Genomic DNA, 19,299 nt, shown 5'->3' with positions numbered 1-19,299 from the left:
CACCATTACTTTGCCCTAATCAAGATAACGATATGTATGTTTTTTTATTTTATCATAATTAATTGGTAAGCTAGTTAGAATTGATAAAATAAAAGTAGGATTCTCTATATGCGCAACCGTTTTTTTAATCACATCCTAAATCTATCCTTGCTTGTGGGTCATTTGCAGGAAAACAAAAACCACTATTGGATGCCTCAGGAACATACCTTGTTAAATCTCGATCTCGAAGTGCCTCAGATAAAAATGCAGTAAGATCACTGATTTGTGTTTCGGTTAATTCTAATCCACCAAACTCTTCTGCCAATTGACTAGAAGGAACGCTTGTATTTTGAGGAACGCCTTCATTTTTATAAGCGACAACATCTCTTATAGCTGTAAACGTACTTCCATGACCAAAGAATCCTCCGTCTGCTAGATTATATAGGGTAGGTGTTTTGAACTTATAATCATCAGCTGTATTTCCTGTAAAGTTTCCTCTTCCTCTTGCAACAGCAGTAATATCTACATCGGGTCTGATAACAGCATCTGGACTTCCATCAAAATCTCCAAAACCAAAGGCATGAAATGCTTTGTCTTTTAGAGCTGGTCCTGTATGACACTGTACGCATTTTCCTTGGTCAAAAAAGACAACAGCGCCTCTTTTTTGCTGTCGTGTCATAGCACTTATATCTCCTTTTAAATAGTCTTGCCAAGGTGCTCTATTAGAGAGCAATGTTCTGTTAAAAGCTGCAATAGCCAGTCCTGCAGTCCTTCTAGTATAACGTTCTGCTTCAGGGATATCTGAAAATGCGGCATCAAATAAATCTCTATAATTATGTGTATCTACAAAAGCTTCATCTATTAGAAGTCGGTGTTCGTCTTGTCCTTGCATGGCTTGTACTTCAATCCCCTGAAATCCTTCAAAATTCTCTGGAATAAGATCCCATCCTGCTTCTGTACCCTCATTAGTACCCGTGCCTCCAAAACGACCATCCCATAACGCAACATCTTGGTAGGCCAAGTTTAATAGCGTAGGCACACGTACAGGTTGTACATCTACTGAATCTATAGGCATGAGCGGATCTATAAAACGTCCTTCCCCACTACTTCCAAAACCAATACCTCCTTCGCCTATTCCTTGTCTTCTTCCAGCATTAAAACCTGCCGCCACTGGATGACATGTCGCACAAGCAAATTGAAACTCACGCCCCTCTATTTTTGGATCGCCACCCATAGCTGTATCATGTAATAACAATTGTCCTAAAGCAACTTTTGCTGATGTAATTGGATTTAAAGGATCTTGAGGAATTGCTGTAAAATCATCACTATCCGGCAAAATAAAAAATGAATTCCCTTCCCCCTCTGAAGCGTCTAATATTAGTTCACTTAGTGTATCGTCTAATAAAGATTGATCAATTTCTTGATAATCGTCGTCATTTTGACAAGATATAATTATTGTCAAAAATGCCATTCCAAAAATAACTTTCTTCATAATCTTTGATTTAGTAAATAGCATATTCAGCAACTATATTTTGTATAAAATATATAGTCATGGCTCAAACTTAAACTTTATTTTTGGAAAATTGACATTTTTTAGTGCACATCATGCTCAAAAAACGTCACCTACAAGGTTTATCAATTCTTTGTGAAGAAATATTGACAATACATTAAACAGTACTACTCTTAGAACAATCATTGTATACAAAAGAACACAACTTACACTCTTATGGTTTCGTTTTACATTAATTCTGTTGAACTATATTGCCTATAAGATTTGAAAAATAGACATCAAAAGGGTTGTTTGTCTTGGTACGCTTTCGCGAAAGCGTATAAAAAAGGGAGATTACTAAAAACAGTAATCTCCCAACAATAACTAAACTAACTTAACTTCCTTTTTCATTTATTTTACGCAGTTACATTATCAAAAAGATAGGTATGTAACCGTTGTAGGGTTGCTACTTTATGATCGGAATGAATCAATAAAGAAATATTATTGTGACTTCCTCCATACGAAATCATACGAATAGGCACGTCCTGAAGGATTTGAAATAATTTATGTGTTTGGTGGTGATATATAATGGAGTTTCCAACTAAGCAAACAATAGATTGCTGTTGATCTACTTCTACAAAAGAGAATCGTTCTAACTCTTCTACGATAGGAACTAAATGTGTCGCGTCATCTATCGTTAATGAAACTGCAATTTCTGACGTAGTAATCATATCGATAGCTGTCTCATAGCGCTCAAAGATTTCGAAAACTTTTTTCAGAAATCCATGAGCAAGCAGCATTCTACCTGATTTAATTTTTATGGCTGTAATACCATCTTTTGCTGCAATAGCTTTAATACCTTCACCATGCACCTTATTTGTAATTAAGGTACCATGTGAAGTGGGTGCCATGGTGTTTTTTAAGCGAACAGGAATATCAAGTTCACGAACTGGCATTACTGTTTGTGGGTGTAAAATTTTAGCTCCGAAGTAAGCCAACTCTGCTGCCTCATCAAAAGATAAATTTGAAATAGGAGTTGTAGTATCAACAAAACGAGGATCGTTATTATGGAAACCATCTATGTCTGTCCATATTTGAACTTCCTCGGCACGAATAGCTGCTCCTATAATCGTAGCGGTATAATCACTACCGCCTCTTTGCAAGTTAGACACCTCGCCATCTACATCAAGACAAATAAAACCTTGCGTAATGTATATATTTGCAGCTGGTAATTCATCTATAATTCGATGTATGTTTTGACGTATATAAAAATTATCAGGCTCATTATTTCTATCAATTCGCATAAAATCTAATGCAGGTAACAATTGCACTTTAATGCCTTCTTGACGTAAATAAGCACTAAATATATAGGTAGAAAGTAACTCTCCGTAAGAGACAACTGTATTATATATGAATTGATCATATGTTTTTGCTGTAGTTGCTCTTAAATAATAAAATATATCTTGCACATACTCTTGCACATCATATAGCACCTCCTCATTAGTAAATAAGGACTGAATTGTATGTACATACGAAACCTCTAATGCATCGATACGTGCAGAAGCTTTTGCCGTATCTCTAGTTTTTATATATTCAGAAATAGTAACTAATGCATTGGTAGTACCTGACATTGCTGAAAGCACAACAATCTTTTTCTCTTGATCATTGATAATATCTTTCACTTGGATCATATTTTCTACAGATCCTACAGAAGTTCCTCCAAATTTTAGTACACGCATTCGTATTTCATTTTATTGAGACCAAAAGTATTATTATCATGCATCGAAACCATATAAATGATAAAATTACTCTAATTTTGCACAATATGTTATATATTTAACAATATGAAAACAATTGCATCTTGTGTAGAGGAAATCATCATTACACAGCCTTTTATTGAAGAAGGGTTATCAAAAAACATTATTAACTATTCTGCTTTAGCAGAGCATATACAACCGCTTATAGAAAAGCGCCTGCATAAAACCATTAAAACAGGAGCTATCATGATGGCATTACGCCGTTATAATCCTCCTATTCATGCGAGTAATAGTTTAAAGATGCAACGCATTCTTAAAAATCTAGGAGATATCACTGTACGTTCAAACTTAGTAGATTTTACATTTCAAAACTCACCTACTTTAATACAAAGTCATGCAAAGATATTAGATCATATTACTACAGATCGAAGTATTTTTTACGCCTTTACAAGAGGGATTTTAGAGAGTACTATTATTGTATCTTCTTCAGAGAAGGATAAAGTCATTAGCAACTTTACAGAAGAAACGCTATTAGATCGTCAAGAAAATTTATCGGCTATTAGTATTAATTTACCGCATGATAATTCTACTGTGCCAGGGCTTTATTATCAACTTTTCAAAAGGCTTGCTTGGGAAGGTATTGCCTTACACGAAGTGGTATCTACTACCAATGAGTTTACCATCTTAGTTAAAGACGTTCTAGTAGATCGTGCTTTTTCTGTTATTAAAGGACTTAAGAGTGAGGTGACTTCTTAAAGCTTATTAAATTCACCACAATAAATATAATGATTGCAGGTAATAACCAACCCAAAGTCACCGTTCCTAATGGCACCGATTCTTGAATAGGTTGTACCAATTTTGAAAGTCCTATCGAAGATAAAAAATCAGGCAAACTAAATACAACAGTAATAAACACTACGGCCTTAAATACCATAGGTGAAGCATATCTATCCGGAAGGACATTCAGTAATATAAGTACAATAGTAATTGGATAAATAAACATAAGTGCTGGAAGTGCGACAACAATAATAGAATGCACATCTAGCTGTCCCATCCCTACACCAAGAATACAACTAATTATAGCAGTAATAACATAGGCTCTTTGAGAGTCTTTAAACAAACCTTTAAAAAAGTCGGCAGTTCCAGTTACAATACCAACAGCTGTCGTAAAACAAGCAAGCGCTACTAATACTCCCAAAGCCGTTCTTCCTATTCCTCCTAGAGTATTATAGCTTAATTGACTTAATAAGTCTGTTCTATTAGCTGCTTCTAATGTTCCACTATTGGCAGCGCCAAGAGCAATTAAACCTACATACATAATCACAAATCCTATTCCTGCAAACAAACCTGCTTTTGCAATTACGCTTTTACTTTCTTCTTTTGATATCCCTTTCAAACTAAGTGAAACCACAAGTACACCTCCTACTAAGACACCTCCTATGGCATCAAAGGTTTGATATCCTTCTAAAATCCCACTGGTTAAGTTACTTGCATAGGTAGAAGCCCGCATAGAGTCATAATCTCCAAAAAGACCTATACATATAATAGAACCAAGAATAATTAAAATACCTGGAGTCAAAAACTTCCCTATAATATCTATGATTTTAGAACGATTCAACACAAATAGTAATACAAGCATAAAGTAGATCGCACTCAATATTAATGGAAAATAGTTGCCTATCCATCCCCAAGAGGGGATATCAATATAAGGTTGTACAGCCATTTCATACGTAACTGAAGCTGTTCTTGGACTTGGGAAAGAAACAGAAATCACATAAACGATAAGACTGTATACGAAAGCAAATACAGGAGATACTTTTTTACCGAAATCCATCATAGTACCCTGCAATCGCGCATGTCCATAAATAGCTAAAATAGGAATCACTACTGCAGAAATCACAAAACCTACAGCCACCATAAACCATCCATCTCCTGCATTATAGCCCAAAAAAGAAGGAAATATAAGGTTCCCCGCTCCAAAAAATAGAGAAAACAAGGCAAAAGAAGTAACAAAAGTTTGTTTGGTGATTTTCATAGGTTCGTTGATATTTGCGCTTCAATATAAGTCAAAATGGAGATTACACATAAAGGGAGCCGTATTTTTTATACAGATCAAGGAGTTGGAGCTACCATTATATTATTACATGGCTTTTTGGAAAATAGTTCGATGTGGAATGACTTACTTCCTTTTCTCATAAAAAAACATCGTGTCATCTGTATCGATCTTTTAGGACATGGCAAGACAGCATGCTTAGGATACGTACATACAATGCAAGACTTTTCTGACGCTGTGCTTGCAGTAATGAATGAACTTCACATTCATCAAAGTACAATTATCGGACATTCTATGGGAGGGTATGTTGGGATTGCTTTCGCGAAAGCGTACCCAGAAAAAGTCAACGCAATATGTCTATTAAATGCTACCCCAGAAGCAGATTCCAAAGAAAGAAAGCAGGTACGTCTTCGTGCCAATGAAATGGCAAAAACACAGTACAAACAATTGGTTCGCATGTCTTTTATGAATCTTTTTGACCCTACTTCTAAAGCACAATTTAGTGACACTATTACAACGGCTTTACACCATGCATTACAAACACCTGTGCAAGGATACATCGCATCTAATGAAGGAATGCGATTAAGAGAAGACACAAGTGATTTCTGGAAAAGTGCGCCTTTTAAAAAAGGAATGATCTTGGGAGAAACCGATTGGATTATTGATGCACAACGCCAAAAAGATACATTTACACCATATATAGACCATTTTGCTATCATTAAAGGAGGGCATATGAGTCATATTTCTAATAAAGATGTAGTAATCAAACACGTTTTAAGCTTTCTAGATTAAAATATGATATTTTGAATTTTAACAAGTAAATTACTGTAAAAACAGTAGTTACATTTTGTCAATATGTTAGCGCAAAACATTCAATTGTTAAATTTTAGTGCATTTCATCGATATTTTTGTGTTGTTTGTAGATTTTTTTTACATTAGTACTCAAGTTAAAACCCCAAACCAATGAATACTATCAAAACTAAAAACGAGCCTACCTACAGCCCTTTTTCAAACCTACAATGCAAAGTATTTGGACACAAATATAGAATCACAAAAAGATATGAATCAAATATAAAAGAATTCGAGTGTGCTAATTGTAAAAAGCAATTTACATTAGATGGATATGGCCACTATACCCCACTTACTCCAAAATTACGTCGTATTAATGAAGTGTATGAAAATTTCTACACAAGAAGACTAGCGGCACGTTAATGAAATTATTCTGATTGCAATGCATTCCAGCCTCTTGCAACTAAAGGAATTTTCGTATTAGCTCTTGTGATAAGATGAGCCCCCTCTCTCTCTTCTGTCATATGACCTATCACTGTAAAATTCGGATTTGCTTTAATCTTAGGATAATCCTCTTGTGATATTGTAAACAATAGTTCATAATCTTCTCCTCCACTTAACGCAATAGTTGTACTGTCTAATTTAAACTCTTCACAAGCACTTATTACCTGAGGATCTAATGGTATTTTTTCTTCGTATAAGTTACACCCCACTTTAGAGTTTTTACATAAATGCAAAATCTCTGAAGATAAACCATCACTCACATCTATCATAGATGTTGGTAACACTTCTAGAGATTCAAATAATGAAATTATATCTTTCCTTGCTTCAGGTTTTAACTGACGCTCCACGATATAAGCGTATTGCTCTAAGTCAGGCTGGCTATTAGGGTTTACTTTAAACACAGCTTTTTCTCTTTCAAGAATCTGCAATCCCATATAAGCAGCACCTACATCACCAGTAACCACAACTAAATCACTTGGCTTTGCAGTATTCCTACCTACTATTTTTTCTTTTGAAGCATGCCCTATAGCTGTAATACTAATAACTAGTCCTGTGGTAGAAGATGTAGTATCTCCACCTACCAAATCTACTTTATAATTAGTACAAGCTGTCTGAATTCCAACATACAAATCTTCTAACGCTTCTAATGGAAAACGATTAGAAACAGCTATCGAAACAGTGATCTGACTTGCTGTAGCATTCATAGCATACACATCAGATAAGTTTACCATCACTGCTTTATACCCTAAATGTTTTAAAGGCACATAACTTAGATCAAAGTGAACTCCTTCTATCAAAAGGTCTGTAGTTACGACAATTTGATGTTCCGGAAATGATAATACGGCAGCATCATCTCCAATACCTTTTACAGTAGTTTCTTGTGTAATTTTAAAATGCTCTGTGAGATGGTTTATGAGTCCAAACTCACCCAATTCTCCTAAAGAAGTTCGTGATTGATCTTTGTTTTCTAACATAACTGCAAAGGTACTAAACAACCTTTTAAGGGTATAATTTTATACTTGATTTCAAGTTATTATAGTACAATACGGGGGATTTTTACGTTTTATTTGTTATATAAGTATATATTGACAAGTAATACTTGATCGGATATTTCATATGTATTATGAAAATTTTATAAGTTTACCATAACCCTATACAAAACTACCTAATGAAATCTTACCTAACTAAATTATGTATCCTTTTAGGACTCCTTCAATGCTCAATTATTGTAACAGCACAAACACCTTGTGAAGGGAATATGGCAGGAGGCTTTCCTTGTGAAGGATATACATTACAAGACAGACTTACAAATAATGAAATGGGCACTAATTTTTCTAATGATAGTTGGGGATGGACAGATGCTGAAGACGGAAAAGAATATGCCATTATTGGGCTAGCAAATGGAACCGCATTTGTAGATATTTCAAATCCAAACGATATCGTATATCTTGGTACGCTACCTACACATACTAGCAATAGTGTATGGAGAGATATTAAAGTATATCAAAATCATGCTTTTGTAGTAAGTGAAGCTGGCGGACATGGAATGCAAGTGTTTGACCTTACGCAATTACGAAATATTACCAACCCTCCAATTACCTTTTCTGAGACGGCTCACTATGATGGTTTTGGAAGCGCTCATAATATTGTTATCAATACAGAAACTGGGTATGCATACGGTGTAGGAACACAAACCTTTTCTGGTGGACCTCATTTTGTAAATATTCAAGACCCAACAAATCCTGTAGGAGAAGGTGGATATGCTGATAATAGTTACAGCCATGATGCGCAAGTAGTAACCTATAATGGCCCAGATGCTGATTATATTGGAAAAGAAATCCTAATAGGAAGTAATGAAAATGAGATTGCCATTGTAGATATTACAGACAAAGCAAATCCTATGGAAATATCAACCATTTCATATCCTAACATAGGCTACACGCATCAAGGGTGGTTTACAGAAGATCAACGTTACTTCCTTCTTGGTGATGAAATAGACGAAATAAGTTTCGGCTTTAATACCAGAACTGTTGTTTTTGACTTTAACGATCTAGATGCACCTCAACTCCATTTTGAATATGAAGGAACCAATCCTTCTACAGATCATAATGGATATGTGGTTGGAAACTTATTTTATCTTGCTAGTTATAGAGCAGGAATGAGGGTGATAGACATCACTGATATTGCTAATCAAAACATAACTGAAATAGGATATTTTGACACCGTACCAAGCACAAATAATGTAGGAACAGGTTCTGGCGCTTGGAATGTATATCCATTTTTTGAAAGTGGAAATATTGTTATTAGTGATCAAGACGGCGGTTTTATACTTGTAAAACAAAATGAAAGCCTAAGCGTTACTACTGTTGAAGCACCTAATGAAGTCGATATGTTTCCAAATCCTTCCTTAGGAATTGTAAGCATAAACAAAAACAGTCCTATTGGATTAATAGCCGTATACAACACTACAGGACAACTCGTACACGAAACAAAAAGTACTGCTACAGAAATACAATTAGACCTCACGCATTTACAAACAGGTCTCTATTTTGTAAAAACAGCAGATAGTACACAAAAACTGATATTAAAATGAAATTAAGGCTTTTCTTTTCTCTGATTATTTTAGGAATTATACTAAGTTGTAGTGATGACGATGAAAGCACAGCACCTATTGTAGTAGTCGCTCCTGATGACACTGAAGAAGAGGAAGAAAACCAAAATCCACCTGTCGCTGATGGCCGCCTAGTATGTGAAAACGGATTTGCAGGTGTTTTCCCTTGTGATGATTTTGATCTCATGGCACAAATTGATCTTTCTCAATTTGGCAACTCCTCAGGAGGCAATGATATCTGGGGGTGGACAGATCCAGTCACCAATACAGAATATGCACTTTTCGGACAGCGAGAAGGCACCTCTTTTATAGACATCTCAACACCTACAGAACCTAGAATTGTAGGATTCCTACCTTCAGAAACAAGTAGTTCACAATGGAGAGATATTAAAGTATATAATGAGTATGCATTTATTGTGAGTGAAGCCAGCGAACATGGAATGCAAGTATTTGACCTCTCGCTACTTCGAGATATAGCTTCAGGTGAAAATATAACATTTACACCCAGCGCTGTATACACAGAATTTGGAAATGCACATAATATTGTCATTAATGAGCAACAAGCTTTTGCTTATGTTGTAGGCACAAGCACCTTTAGCGGAGGGCCACATATTGTAGATATTAGCAACCCGTTAAATCCTACATTTGCAGGTGGCTTTTCTGGAGAAGGATATACACATGATGCACAAGTAGTAACCTATAATGGACCAGATGCAGACTATACAGGGAGAGAAATTTACATAGGAAGCAACGAAGATGAAGTCGTCATTATTGATGTTACTGATAAAACAAACATATTTCAAATAGCTGAAGTAAATTACCCTAACATAGGATACACACATCAAGGATGGCTCACAAAAGATCAAGACTATTTTATAGCAAACGACGAATTAGATGAAAGCAATGTAGGTTTTAATACACGTACGCTTTTATTTGATTTTACAGATCTAGACAACCCTACATTCTCGGGGACTTTTACTGGAGATTCGGCGGCAATAGATCATAATTTATATGTAAAAGGAAATGAAGTATTTTTGTCAAACTACACACGAGGCATTCGTGTAGCAGACATATCAGATATTGCTACTGGTAATTTGTTTGACACAGGTTCTTTTGACACCTTTCCATCAAATAACAACACTTCTTTTAATGGCGTATGGAGCATCTACCCTTATTTTGACAGCAATAATATTATCGTAAGTGATATTGATGGCGGGTTATTTATCCTTAGAAGAACTGGAACCTAAATTAAGAAGAAGAGAAATGAAAAAATTGCTTTTTACGCTTTCGCGAAATCGAACTTGTGAGATTCACGACCAAAGGGAGAACGAAGTGATAAAGCGTATACAGAACATATCAAAAAGGTATACACTTGCGCTTCTATTAGTTACTACAGCGCTCATAAGTTGTAGTGAAGATGAAGCTGTCTTACCAGCTCCAGATAGTACCGATACAGAAACAGACACACCTGATCCTGATACTGAAACCGTATCTATTACATTAGATTTTACACGTGTGTATGGAGGAAGTGAAGATGATACTTTTCACGATGTAACCGCCACTAACGATGGAGGATTTATAGCATTAGGATACTCTCAAAGCATAGATGGTGACATTGTAGATAATAGCAACCAAGTAAATATGTATTGGCTTGTAAAAACAGACAGTGAAGGAAACGTACAATGGTCAAAAACTTATGGAGGTACTGATGATGATCGTGGGGAAGAAGTAATACAAACTTCTGATGGCGGATATGCAATGGTAGGATATAGCAGAAGTAGTGATGGTGATGTAAGTACAAATGAAGGGTTTCAAGATCACTGGGTAGTAAAGTTAGATGCACAAGGAGAAATTCAGTGGGAAAAAAGTTACGGATTCCCGGGTTCTGATCAGGCTTTTTCTATTATACAAACCTCAGATGGAGGGTATTTTACATCAGGATTTTTAGATGTAACCGCTTCAGGAGGAGAAGGTAATGATCTTACAGAATCTGACGATGCAGATACAAGAGCTACCCTACATGGTGTTGGCGAGTTTTGGGGTCATAAACTAGATGCCAATGGTAATAAAGAATGGCGCCGCTACTTTGGAGGTACTAACAACGATAGAGCATACGCAACGGTACAAGCAGATGATGGAGGCATTCTCATGATAGGCGCTAGTGAAAGTAATGATTTTGATATCGCAAATCCTAAAGGGAGTTACGACTTCTGGGCAGTACGTTTAGATGCTTCAGGTACCTTAGTATGGGAACGTTCTTTTGGAGGATCAGAAATTGATATTGCTTATGCGGCCACAAAAACAGCTGATGGTAATTATATCATTGCTGGTGATACACGAAGTAATGATGGTGATGTCACTGAATTTAATGGTAATGCTGATGTCTGGATAATCAAAATAAATGATCAAGGTAGTTTACTTTGGGAAAAAACCTTAGGAGGCACCAACTTTGATTCTGCCAGAGCTGTAGTGGCTACAACCAATGGAATTGCTATTACAGGATCTTCACGAAGTAATGATATAGATGTCACTACCAATGGAGGTCAAAATGATATTTGGATTGCTTTATTAGATGATAATGGTAATTTACAAGACCAACGAGCTATCGGGGGAGATGGTATTGATTTTGGGCTAGGAATCGCATCCAACAATCAGGGAGATATCATCATTGCAGGTGAAACTCAAAGTAACACTGGAGAACTTACAAGTAGTAATGGATCTCTAGACGCAGTATTAATAAAAATAAACTAAGAAAATTGATATGAGAAAGTATATTGCACTTTTAGCAGGGGTTGCTATCCTGTTTACCGCATGTAATAATAATGATGAACCTGGAAATATAATATCAGATCCCGGAAGTCTTAATCTGGTATTTGAAAACACTGTAGATGGGACCCCTTTAGCGATGGCTCCTGTCACCTATACAAACAGCAGCAATGAAACCTATACTATAAATGAATTAAAGTATATCATTTCTAATATTACATTAATCAAAACAGATAATACGGAATATATATATCCCGTAGAAAACAGTTATTTCTTGATTAATGAAGACGGAAGTAAAACTGCTAATTTATCTGATATTCCAGCGGATACTTATAAAGGGATCAAATTTGGTTTTGGAGTAGATCCAACAAAATACCCTATCGAGTCTGGAACACTTAATTTTATTCCATTAGCTGAAGAAGCAGGCATGTTATGGACATGGTCTGCTGGATATAAGTTTTTAAAGTTTGAAGGTGATTTTACTGATGCTACAAATCCTGATGATGTAACTCCTTTCCTATATCACGTAGGAAGTCATGGTGCAAACCTTGACAATTACAAAGAAGTAACACTTACTCTGAACGAGTTTCAAATAAGCGGCGAAAATACGATGTCGAAAACCATTCAATTTGATGTAGCTAAAATCTTTGATAGTGTTCATACACTTTCTTTAGAAGAAAAAAATGAAATCATGGTTGATCCTGAAAATGCACCAAAAATTGCAGAAAACACAAGCACTGCTTTTAGTATCATTGAATAATGAAAATAGCATACTATTTTATATTGATCCTTTTTTGTTGGAGCTGTAGTTCAGACGCTAGTGATGGGGATGCAACAACTCCTACAGATGATGATGCTATGACGGTTACAAATCCGTTGTTGGATTTTACGGTGCCTTCTAATTTTCCTGATGCGACTTATAGTATTGCACAAAACCCTCCTACTGAAAAAGGGTTTGAATTAGGTAAAAAACTATTCTATGACGGGCAATTAGCTTCAGATGGTGTAGTTTCTTGCGGATTTTGTCATATTCAATCCTTTTCATTTACACATCATACCCATATTACAAGTCATGGCGTAGATGGGCAAATAGGGACACGTAATGCACAACCGTTACATAATCTAGCCTTTATGAATGAATTTACATGGGATGGCGCTGCTACATTTCTAGACACACAACCTATTATTCCTATCACGGCAGAAGTAGAAATGAATGAAACAGTATCTAATGTACTTTCAAAGTTAAGTGCAGATGATGACTACCCTACACTATTTGCAGAAGCTTTCGGATCTGAAGGTGTAAGTGCTGATAGAATGTTTAAAGCCTTATCACAATTTATGGTCATGATGGTAAGTGCTAATTCTAAATATGATAAATGGGAACGTGGCGAAGCTGTTACATTTACAGATCAAGAACATGCAGGTCGTGCGGTATTTAACACCAAATGTGCTTCTTGCCATGCAGGCACTTTACAGACAGATCAGTCGTATCGCAATAATGGTCTCCCTATAGATCCAGTGTATAATGATATAGGACGTGAGCGTGTTACTGGGTTATCAACTGATAATCGCAAATTTAAAGTACCTAGTTTACGTAATATAGAAATCACATTTCCATATATGCATGATGGTCGTTTAGGAACGCTGGAAGATGTACTTGATTTTTATACCGATGGCATGGTAGATAGTCCAACACTAGATGATCAATTTAGACGTCCTGACGGCACATTTGGACTTGATATTAGTCCAGAAGAAAAAGTACAATTAATCGCATTCTTAAAAACATTGACAGACAATGATTTTATAGAAGACAGACGTTTTGCTGAGTTTTAACTGCATACTGACAATCAATCATTTAATCATAAAATAAACCTAAGAAAATTTATAAGAGGTTTTAAAACTTAAGTAAAAAACAGTTTCCCAATAGCCACTATCAAAACCACAATAAGCACATAATAGGCTACTTGATCTGCCCATTTGCTCTTACTAGCAAATCGGGCAGTAAAATAACCTCCTATGGTTTGCCCTATTGCCATCACACCTCCTAGTTTCCAATCAATCAATCCCTGATAATGGAACAAAAATATGATCACCAAAGTATATAACGCAATCACAAATGATTTTAAGGCATTCCCTTCAATAATATTAAGACGCATCCCTAGCACCATAATAATCAAAAAGAATACGCCCATTCCCATTTGAATAAATCCTCCATAAAAACCCAATGCAAGGAGCAACGGCCAATATATATACCATTTAGGTTGAAAATCGGCATCAGTTTTACGTAACCACCTTTTAGGTTTTACCAAGACTGCAATCAGCATAAATACCATCATAAATCGAAATACCGCTCTGAATTGCTCATTACTTACGTTAAGTGCTAGAATAGCACCAGCAATAGCTCCAATAAAAATGGGATATACGTATTTTTTTGTGTTCGACAGATTGAGTTTTCCATTTTTGTAAAACACCCATGAAGTAGCTGTACATTGTGTAAAGACTCCTATACGATTGGTTCCATTGGCCATATTAGGTGTAAGTCCAAGTACTTCTGTTAAGATCGTTAAGGTAATAGCACTTCCATTTCCCGCAAGCGTATTAATTCCACCAGCAAACATAGCTCCTATAATAGCTATTATGTACAATTGAATATCTGTCATCTAGGGTTTATGAGTTTATGAAAAAAAATCTGATCTTTCAATACAATCATTATAGTAATAACTTATATATCTTTTATAAAACTCCCTAACCTTATTTTCTAGGAACTCTTAAAAAGAAAATCATAACTTATATATTTTACTGACTCCTGACTAAAACCTTACTGCAACTCCACCATATCCATTAAAACCAGGTGCAGGTTCAAAAAAGCGTCCTCCAAAGGCATTGATACGTACGTTATCTGTATACTCCTGATCCAGTAGATTATTGATTCCAATATAAGGTTGTATGATTACATTTTTATATTTAAAATCATACCCGCTACGTAAGTTTATATTTTCATACCCTTGTGCTTCTGTTTCATTACTATCATTGGCATATTGCAATCCTACGATAGCTGTTTGGAGTCCTGCATAAAATCCTTTTTCAGAGCGATATTGTACGCTTATATTCCCTACGTGTTTTGGAACACCTGGCAATGCATTACCATCAAAAGTACCGTTAGGTGTTGTGAAATCGTCGTACGTAAAATCAGAGTAGGCATAGGCTGCTGATACTGTCCACGCTTTCGCGAAAGCGTATACCCCTTCAACCTCAACCCCATTACGTGCTGTTTTTCCAGCATTTCTAAAGAACGTACGATCTGGAAAGGCTTCCAATTCAAAAGGCACTAGGTCATCTCGGGTATCAATTCGGAAAAATGCTACTTGGTATCGAAACGAATTGGCAAACTGTCCTTTAAATCCAATCTCATAATTAGTGGCTTTCTGTGCTTCTAAATCTTCATTAAATCCTTGATCTCCATTTGGATCTGCTGAGAGTTCAGATAACGCAGGTGTTTCAAAACTTGTGGAAAAACTGGTGTAGACGCTATGCGCTTTCGCGAAAGCGTAATTTACCCCAACACTTGGGTTTACAGCATTTAATGTAATATCATCAGAGTCGTCACCATTGCCTAAAAAAGCATCATCTGCTGTGAGTTTATTATAATCAAAACGAATCCCTCCTGTAATATACCATTTATCAATTTCTAAATGATCTGTCACGTATATCCCTAGATTTGTAAAGCGTTCTTTCTGGTTTAGGGTTTGATCTCCTTGTGTTCCTTCCAGATTTCTAAAACGTTGTCTGTCGTCATTCTGATAGGCAAAATCATAACCTGCTTTTAAGGTATTCCGTCCTTTTGAATAGGTAATAGATGTTCCTTGTCCTAAGTAATCTCTTCCTAAATCTACAATACCGCCAAACTCAAAAGGGAGTTTTCCATCAAACTGTCTGTTATTATAAAACAAATAACTATCTACAGTTGTAAATTTATTTTTAGTCCACGTAGTACTGATCCCTATCTTAAATTGACGTATAGCCTCTCCAGTTTCAAAAAGGACATTTCTATCTCTGGCTTGTCTCCTATTTTCTTGAACAGCTTCCAAGGTTAAACTACCCGGATCGTCTGCTTCGGGAGAGTCGCTGTAATTAAGCAGTGCTCGTATAGTTAAACGATCACTAACATCAAATTTTGCTTTAAAATTGGTGTTTACTTGTTGGAAACCACTTTGGTCTCGGTAGCCATCAGAAGCCACATAATTTCCATGAAATATATAGGTTGCGTTTTCAGAATTGATACCGCCTGTTGCTTGAAAGTTCTGAAATCCATAAGAACCTACACTTCCTTTCCAATGAGAAAAAGGCTTTTCTACGTTATCTATAGTTTGGATATCAATGACACCTCCAGATGCATTTCCATATAAACTGGAACTGGGTCCTTTTAATACTTCGATGCGATCTATAATCCCTAATGTAAGATTATCTAATTGTCCTTGACCATCTGGTGTGGTTTCTGGAATTCCATCTACTATTAACTTGATACCACGTATTCCAAAAGCAGCTCTCGCACCAAAACCGCGTATAGAAATACGTAAATCTTGTGCAAAATTATTGGTGTTTTGTGCAAATAGACCAGGGCTTTGCTGTGTAAATTCTTGTAAAGAAAGCTGTTGTCTTGTGGCATCATCTCGCGTTGTTTGATATACAGACACAGCAGCAGGCAACTTTTGAAGCGTACTATTGATACGAGAAGATTGTAAAAAAACAGTATCTAATTTTTGGGACGGCACGGGATCAGTTTGACTATAACCAAGATGTATCATACATAGGAATAAACCAAGAGTGCTAAGTAAAATCTTTTTCAACGGATTGTTATTTTTTTGAAAAGTACGTCCTTGTGTAGAAACCTCAAAATAAAGTTAGAAAATTAAGGTATCTTTAAGAGACTAACTAACAACTCATGATACGATTCTTTAAGAAGCCTAAAAAGTGGACATTTACTCAACTAGCTAAAATTACCCCTGGAAAAACAGCTACAAAGGGAGCAACATATGCATTACTGACAGGGGCAATTTTTCTCTTTTTATGCTTTGCTATTTGGATTACTTCTGCATCTAAAGATCCATGGTTATTACTCCTCTTTATTAGTTTTATCATTTTATGCGTTCTTTCTGTTTGTATAAGTTTATGGGCGTTAAAAAAATTCAACAACATTCCCAAAGGATATAAACGGGCTTTATTAATTTCTATTCCGTTACTTCTTTTTGCATTGGCTTTTGAAGGTATTTATGTAATCGCAGCTATTCTTATTTTATCATTATTAGGCGCTGCTATTGCTGTCTTTTCAAAAGGGACATTTAAAAAATTGACGCCTCTTAAAAAGGGAATTACCTTATTAGGACTCGGCATTAGTTTAGGAGGGCTTATAGGAACTATTATAGGATACTTACCAGTAGGATTTGATGCCAAACCCATAGTTAATGCTGCTTCCCAGAATAGTTCAGAGATACAAAATATACAAGCGGCATCTCCTGCAGAAAAAGGAACTTATAACGTAAAAACACTTACGTATGGAAGTGGTACAGATACACATAGGCCTGAATTTGCCGAAGCAGTTACAATAAAGACAACTTCTGTAAATGGAGTTCCTTTTCTAGATAATTGGAAGGGATTTGCTGGTTGGTATAGAGAAAAGTTTTGGGGTTTTGACGCTAAAGCATTACCAGTAAATGGGTATGCATGGTATCCCGAAGGAGAAGGTCCTTTTCCATTAGTACTTACTGTACATGGTAATCACCCAATGCAAGATTTTTCAGATGTTGGATATGAATATTTGGGAGAACTACTTGCCTCACGCGGAATCATTTTTGTCTCAGTAGATGAAAATTTTCTAAATAGTTCTTTTACTGATGTTACTGGAGGTCTAGAAGAAGAAAATGATGCTCGTGGCTGGATGCTCCTAGAGCACTTACGAGTATGGCATGAATGGAATAAAGATAAAAGCAGTCAGTTTTACAATAAAGTAGACACTACAAAACTGGGACTTATTGGTCATTCTCGTGGAGGTGAAGCTGTGGGACATGCGGCTTTGCTTAACAAGATGCCGTATTACTATGATGACGCTACCATTTCATTAAACTACAATTATGATATTCAATCCATTATTGCTATTGCTCCTGTAGATGGGCAATATCAACCTGGAGATACACGTACCTCGTTAGAAGACATTAATTACCTTGTTTTACATGGATCTCATGACAGTGATGTCGATTCTTTTTCAGGATCTAAACAATACGAGCGTATCACTTTTTCTGATAGTACTGATTATTTTAAATCAGGAATATATATTCAAGGAGCCAATCATGGACAATTCAATACTAGTTGGGGAGATAATGACACTGGGGCATTTACACGATTTCTAAACAACAAACCATTATTATCTGGAGAAGATCAACGAAAAATAGCAAGTGTATATATAAGTGCTTTTTTAGAGACCACTCTTAAAAATAATAGTACGTATCGTCCTTTATTTAAAGATTCTCGAAAAGGAAAAGACTGGCTACCTAAAACTATTTACCTGAATCAATATAAAGATGCTAGTTTTCAGGCATTGGCTTCATTTGATGAAGATTTCAATGTAAACACAGCAACAAACGATCGTATTACACTTACTTCAGAACATTTATCTGTTTGGAGAGAACAGGAAATCAAACTGAAATGGAGTAAAAAAGGAAGTCGTGCTGCCCATATAGGCTGGCATTATAAGGATATAGAAAAGGGAGAACCTATTCCTGACTCTATCCGAGCCACCTATTCTATACATATAGCGGATACATTAAAAACGATAGATAGTACAAGTGTGTTTACTTTTTCAATGGCAGCATCTACAGAAGATTCAAATCCAAAATCTAGCGGTAAATGGGTAAATTCAGATACGAATCAAGATGATAATGCAGAAGAAGAAGAAGAAGAAGAAGAAGAAGAAGAAGAAGAAGAAGAAGAAGAAACTTCTGAAAGTGACGAAAGTGATTCTAAAGAAGAAGATGCTCCTAAAGACCCTATTGATTTTTCTATACAAATCACAGATAGTACTGGAGAGGTCATTGTTTTTCCTTTAAGTCATTTTTCTTCCCTACAACGTGAATTAAAAGTTCGGTTATGGAAATCTCAATTTATCACAAATGATGATCAATCTGAGACCGTATTTCAAACATTTTCATATCCGCTTGAAGACATTCAATTACGAAACATTTCTTTTGATATTACTTCCATTCAAAGGATTGATTTTGTTTTTGACAAAACTACAGAGGGAGTTATTATTATAGATGACATTGGTTTTATGAACTACTAGTTTGATGCTTCTATTATA

General features: G+C 35.8%; 15 protein-coding genes. 9 read left to right on the top strand and 6 right to left on the bottom strand.

From position 1 onward, the window contains the following. Positions 1-124 precede the first annotated feature (124 nt). On the bottom strand, positions 125-1,471 hold the full coding sequence (locus Q1A01_RS03375) for a cytochrome c peroxidase (protein WP_299675984.1): 1,347 nt from the start codon (positions 1,469-1,471) through the stop codon (positions 125-127). 413 nt (positions 1,472-1,884) lie between these two features. Then, a complete protein-coding gene (locus tag Q1A01_RS03370; protein WP_299675981.1) occupies positions 1,885-3,207 on the bottom strand; it encodes an aspartate kinase in 1,323 nt (440 codons plus the stop codon). 105 nt (positions 3,208-3,312) lie between these two features. On the opposite strand from Q1A01_RS03370, the gene Q1A01_RS03365 reads away from it, so the two are divergent. After that, positions 3,313-3,981 carry a hypothetical protein gene (locus Q1A01_RS03365; RefSeq protein WP_299675978.1) on the top strand — a complete coding sequence of 223 codons (669 nt, stop codon included), beginning with the start codon at positions 3,313-3,315 and terminating at the stop codon, positions 3,979-3,981. Here the strand turns inward: Q1A01_RS03365 and brnQ are convergent. After that, on the bottom strand, positions 3,959-5,260 hold the full coding sequence (gene brnQ, locus Q1A01_RS03360) for a branched-chain amino acid transport system II carrier protein (protein ID WP_299675975.1): 1,302 nt from the start codon (positions 5,258-5,260) through the stop codon (positions 3,959-3,961). The two genes, Q1A01_RS03365 and brnQ, sit on opposite strands and share 23 nt — an antisense overlap. A 36-nt stretch (positions 5,261-5,296) precedes the next feature. On the opposite strand from brnQ, the gene Q1A01_RS03355 reads away from it, so the two are divergent. Both Q1A01_RS03355 and Q1A01_RS03350 read left to right on the top strand, forming a co-directional pair. Next, positions 5,297-6,070 (top strand): alpha/beta hydrolase, encoded by a 774-nt coding sequence (locus tag Q1A01_RS03355; protein WP_299675972.1) that lies wholly within the window; start codon positions 5,297-5,299, stop codon positions 6,068-6,070. A 171-nt stretch (positions 6,071-6,241) separates the two neighbouring features. Further along, positions 6,242-6,490, top strand: a complete 249-nt coding sequence (locus Q1A01_RS03350; RefSeq protein ID WP_299675970.1) for a hypothetical protein — start codon at positions 6,242-6,244, stop codon at positions 6,488-6,490. Positions 6,491-6,495: 5 nt separating this feature from the next. On the opposite strand, the gene thiL is transcribed toward Q1A01_RS03350, so the two are convergent. Next, positions 6,496-7,545, bottom strand: coding sequence for a thiamine-phosphate kinase (gene thiL, locus Q1A01_RS03345; protein ID WP_299675967.1), 1,050 nt, complete (start codon positions 7,543-7,545; stop codon positions 6,496-6,498). 194 nt (positions 7,546-7,739) lie between these two features. Between thiL and Q1A01_RS03340 the strand changes: the two genes are divergently transcribed. The 5 genes from Q1A01_RS03340 to Q1A01_RS03320 are packed head-to-tail and all read left to right on the top strand — an operon-like array spanning position 7,740 to position 13,781. Continuing rightward, positions 7,740-9,164 (top strand): choice-of-anchor B family protein, encoded by a 1,425-nt coding sequence (locus Q1A01_RS03340; RefSeq protein ID WP_299675964.1) that lies wholly within the window; start codon positions 7,740-7,742, stop codon positions 9,162-9,164. Continuing rightward, the gene (locus tag Q1A01_RS03335; RefSeq protein WP_299675961.1) at positions 9,161-10,429 is read left to right on the top strand and encodes a choice-of-anchor B family protein; all 1,269 of its coding nucleotides are present in this window, start codon (positions 9,161-9,163) and stop codon (positions 10,427-10,429) included. Before Q1A01_RS03340 ends, Q1A01_RS03335 begins: the two co-directional genes overlap by 4 nt. A gap of 16 nt (positions 10,430-10,445) precedes the next feature. Beyond that, positions 10,446-11,933 (top strand): hypothetical protein, encoded by a 1,488-nt coding sequence (locus Q1A01_RS03330; protein ID WP_299675958.1) that lies wholly within the window; start codon positions 10,446-10,448, stop codon positions 11,931-11,933. A 10-nt stretch (positions 11,934-11,943) separates the two neighbouring features. Then, complete coding sequence (locus Q1A01_RS03325; protein ID WP_299675955.1) at positions 11,944-12,708, top strand: MbnP family protein; 765 nt, start codon at positions 11,944-11,946, stop codon at positions 12,706-12,708. Further along, entirely contained in the window at positions 12,708-13,781 is a 1,074-nt protein-coding gene (locus Q1A01_RS03320) for a cytochrome c peroxidase (protein ID WP_299675952.1), read from the top strand. Before Q1A01_RS03325 ends, Q1A01_RS03320 begins: the two co-directional genes overlap by 1 nt. Before the next feature lie 68 nt (positions 13,782-13,849). Here the strand turns inward: Q1A01_RS03320 and Q1A01_RS03315 are convergent, their stop codons facing one another. Together Q1A01_RS03315 and Q1A01_RS03310 are read right to left on the bottom strand one after the other, a co-directional pair. Continuing rightward, complete coding sequence (locus Q1A01_RS03315; RefSeq protein ID WP_299675949.1) at positions 13,850-14,608, bottom strand: sulfite exporter TauE/SafE family protein; 759 nt, start codon at positions 14,606-14,608, stop codon at positions 13,850-13,852. 150 nt (positions 14,609-14,758) lie between these two features. Beyond that, positions 14,759-16,795, bottom strand: a complete 2,037-nt coding sequence (locus Q1A01_RS03310) for a TonB-dependent receptor (RefSeq protein ID WP_299675945.1) — start codon at positions 16,793-16,795, stop codon at positions 14,759-14,761. Between the two features lie 95 nt (positions 16,796-16,890). On the opposite strand from Q1A01_RS03310, the gene Q1A01_RS03305 reads away from it, so the two are divergent. After that, on the top strand, positions 16,891-19,281 hold the full coding sequence (locus Q1A01_RS03305) for a hypothetical protein (protein ID WP_299675942.1): 2,391 nt from the start codon (positions 16,891-16,893) through the stop codon (positions 19,279-19,281). The last annotated feature ends 18 nt before the right edge of the window (positions 19,282-19,299 follow it).

The sequence above is a fragment of the uncultured Dokdonia sp. genome (assembly GCF_947492815.1).
In the GTDB taxonomy this organism is placed as follows: domain Bacteria; phylum Bacteroidota; class Bacteroidia; order Flavobacteriales; family Flavobacteriaceae; genus Dokdonia.
The sequence above is the reverse complement of the archived record's forward strand: the minus strand, read 5'-3'. Positions and strand labels throughout refer to the sequence as shown.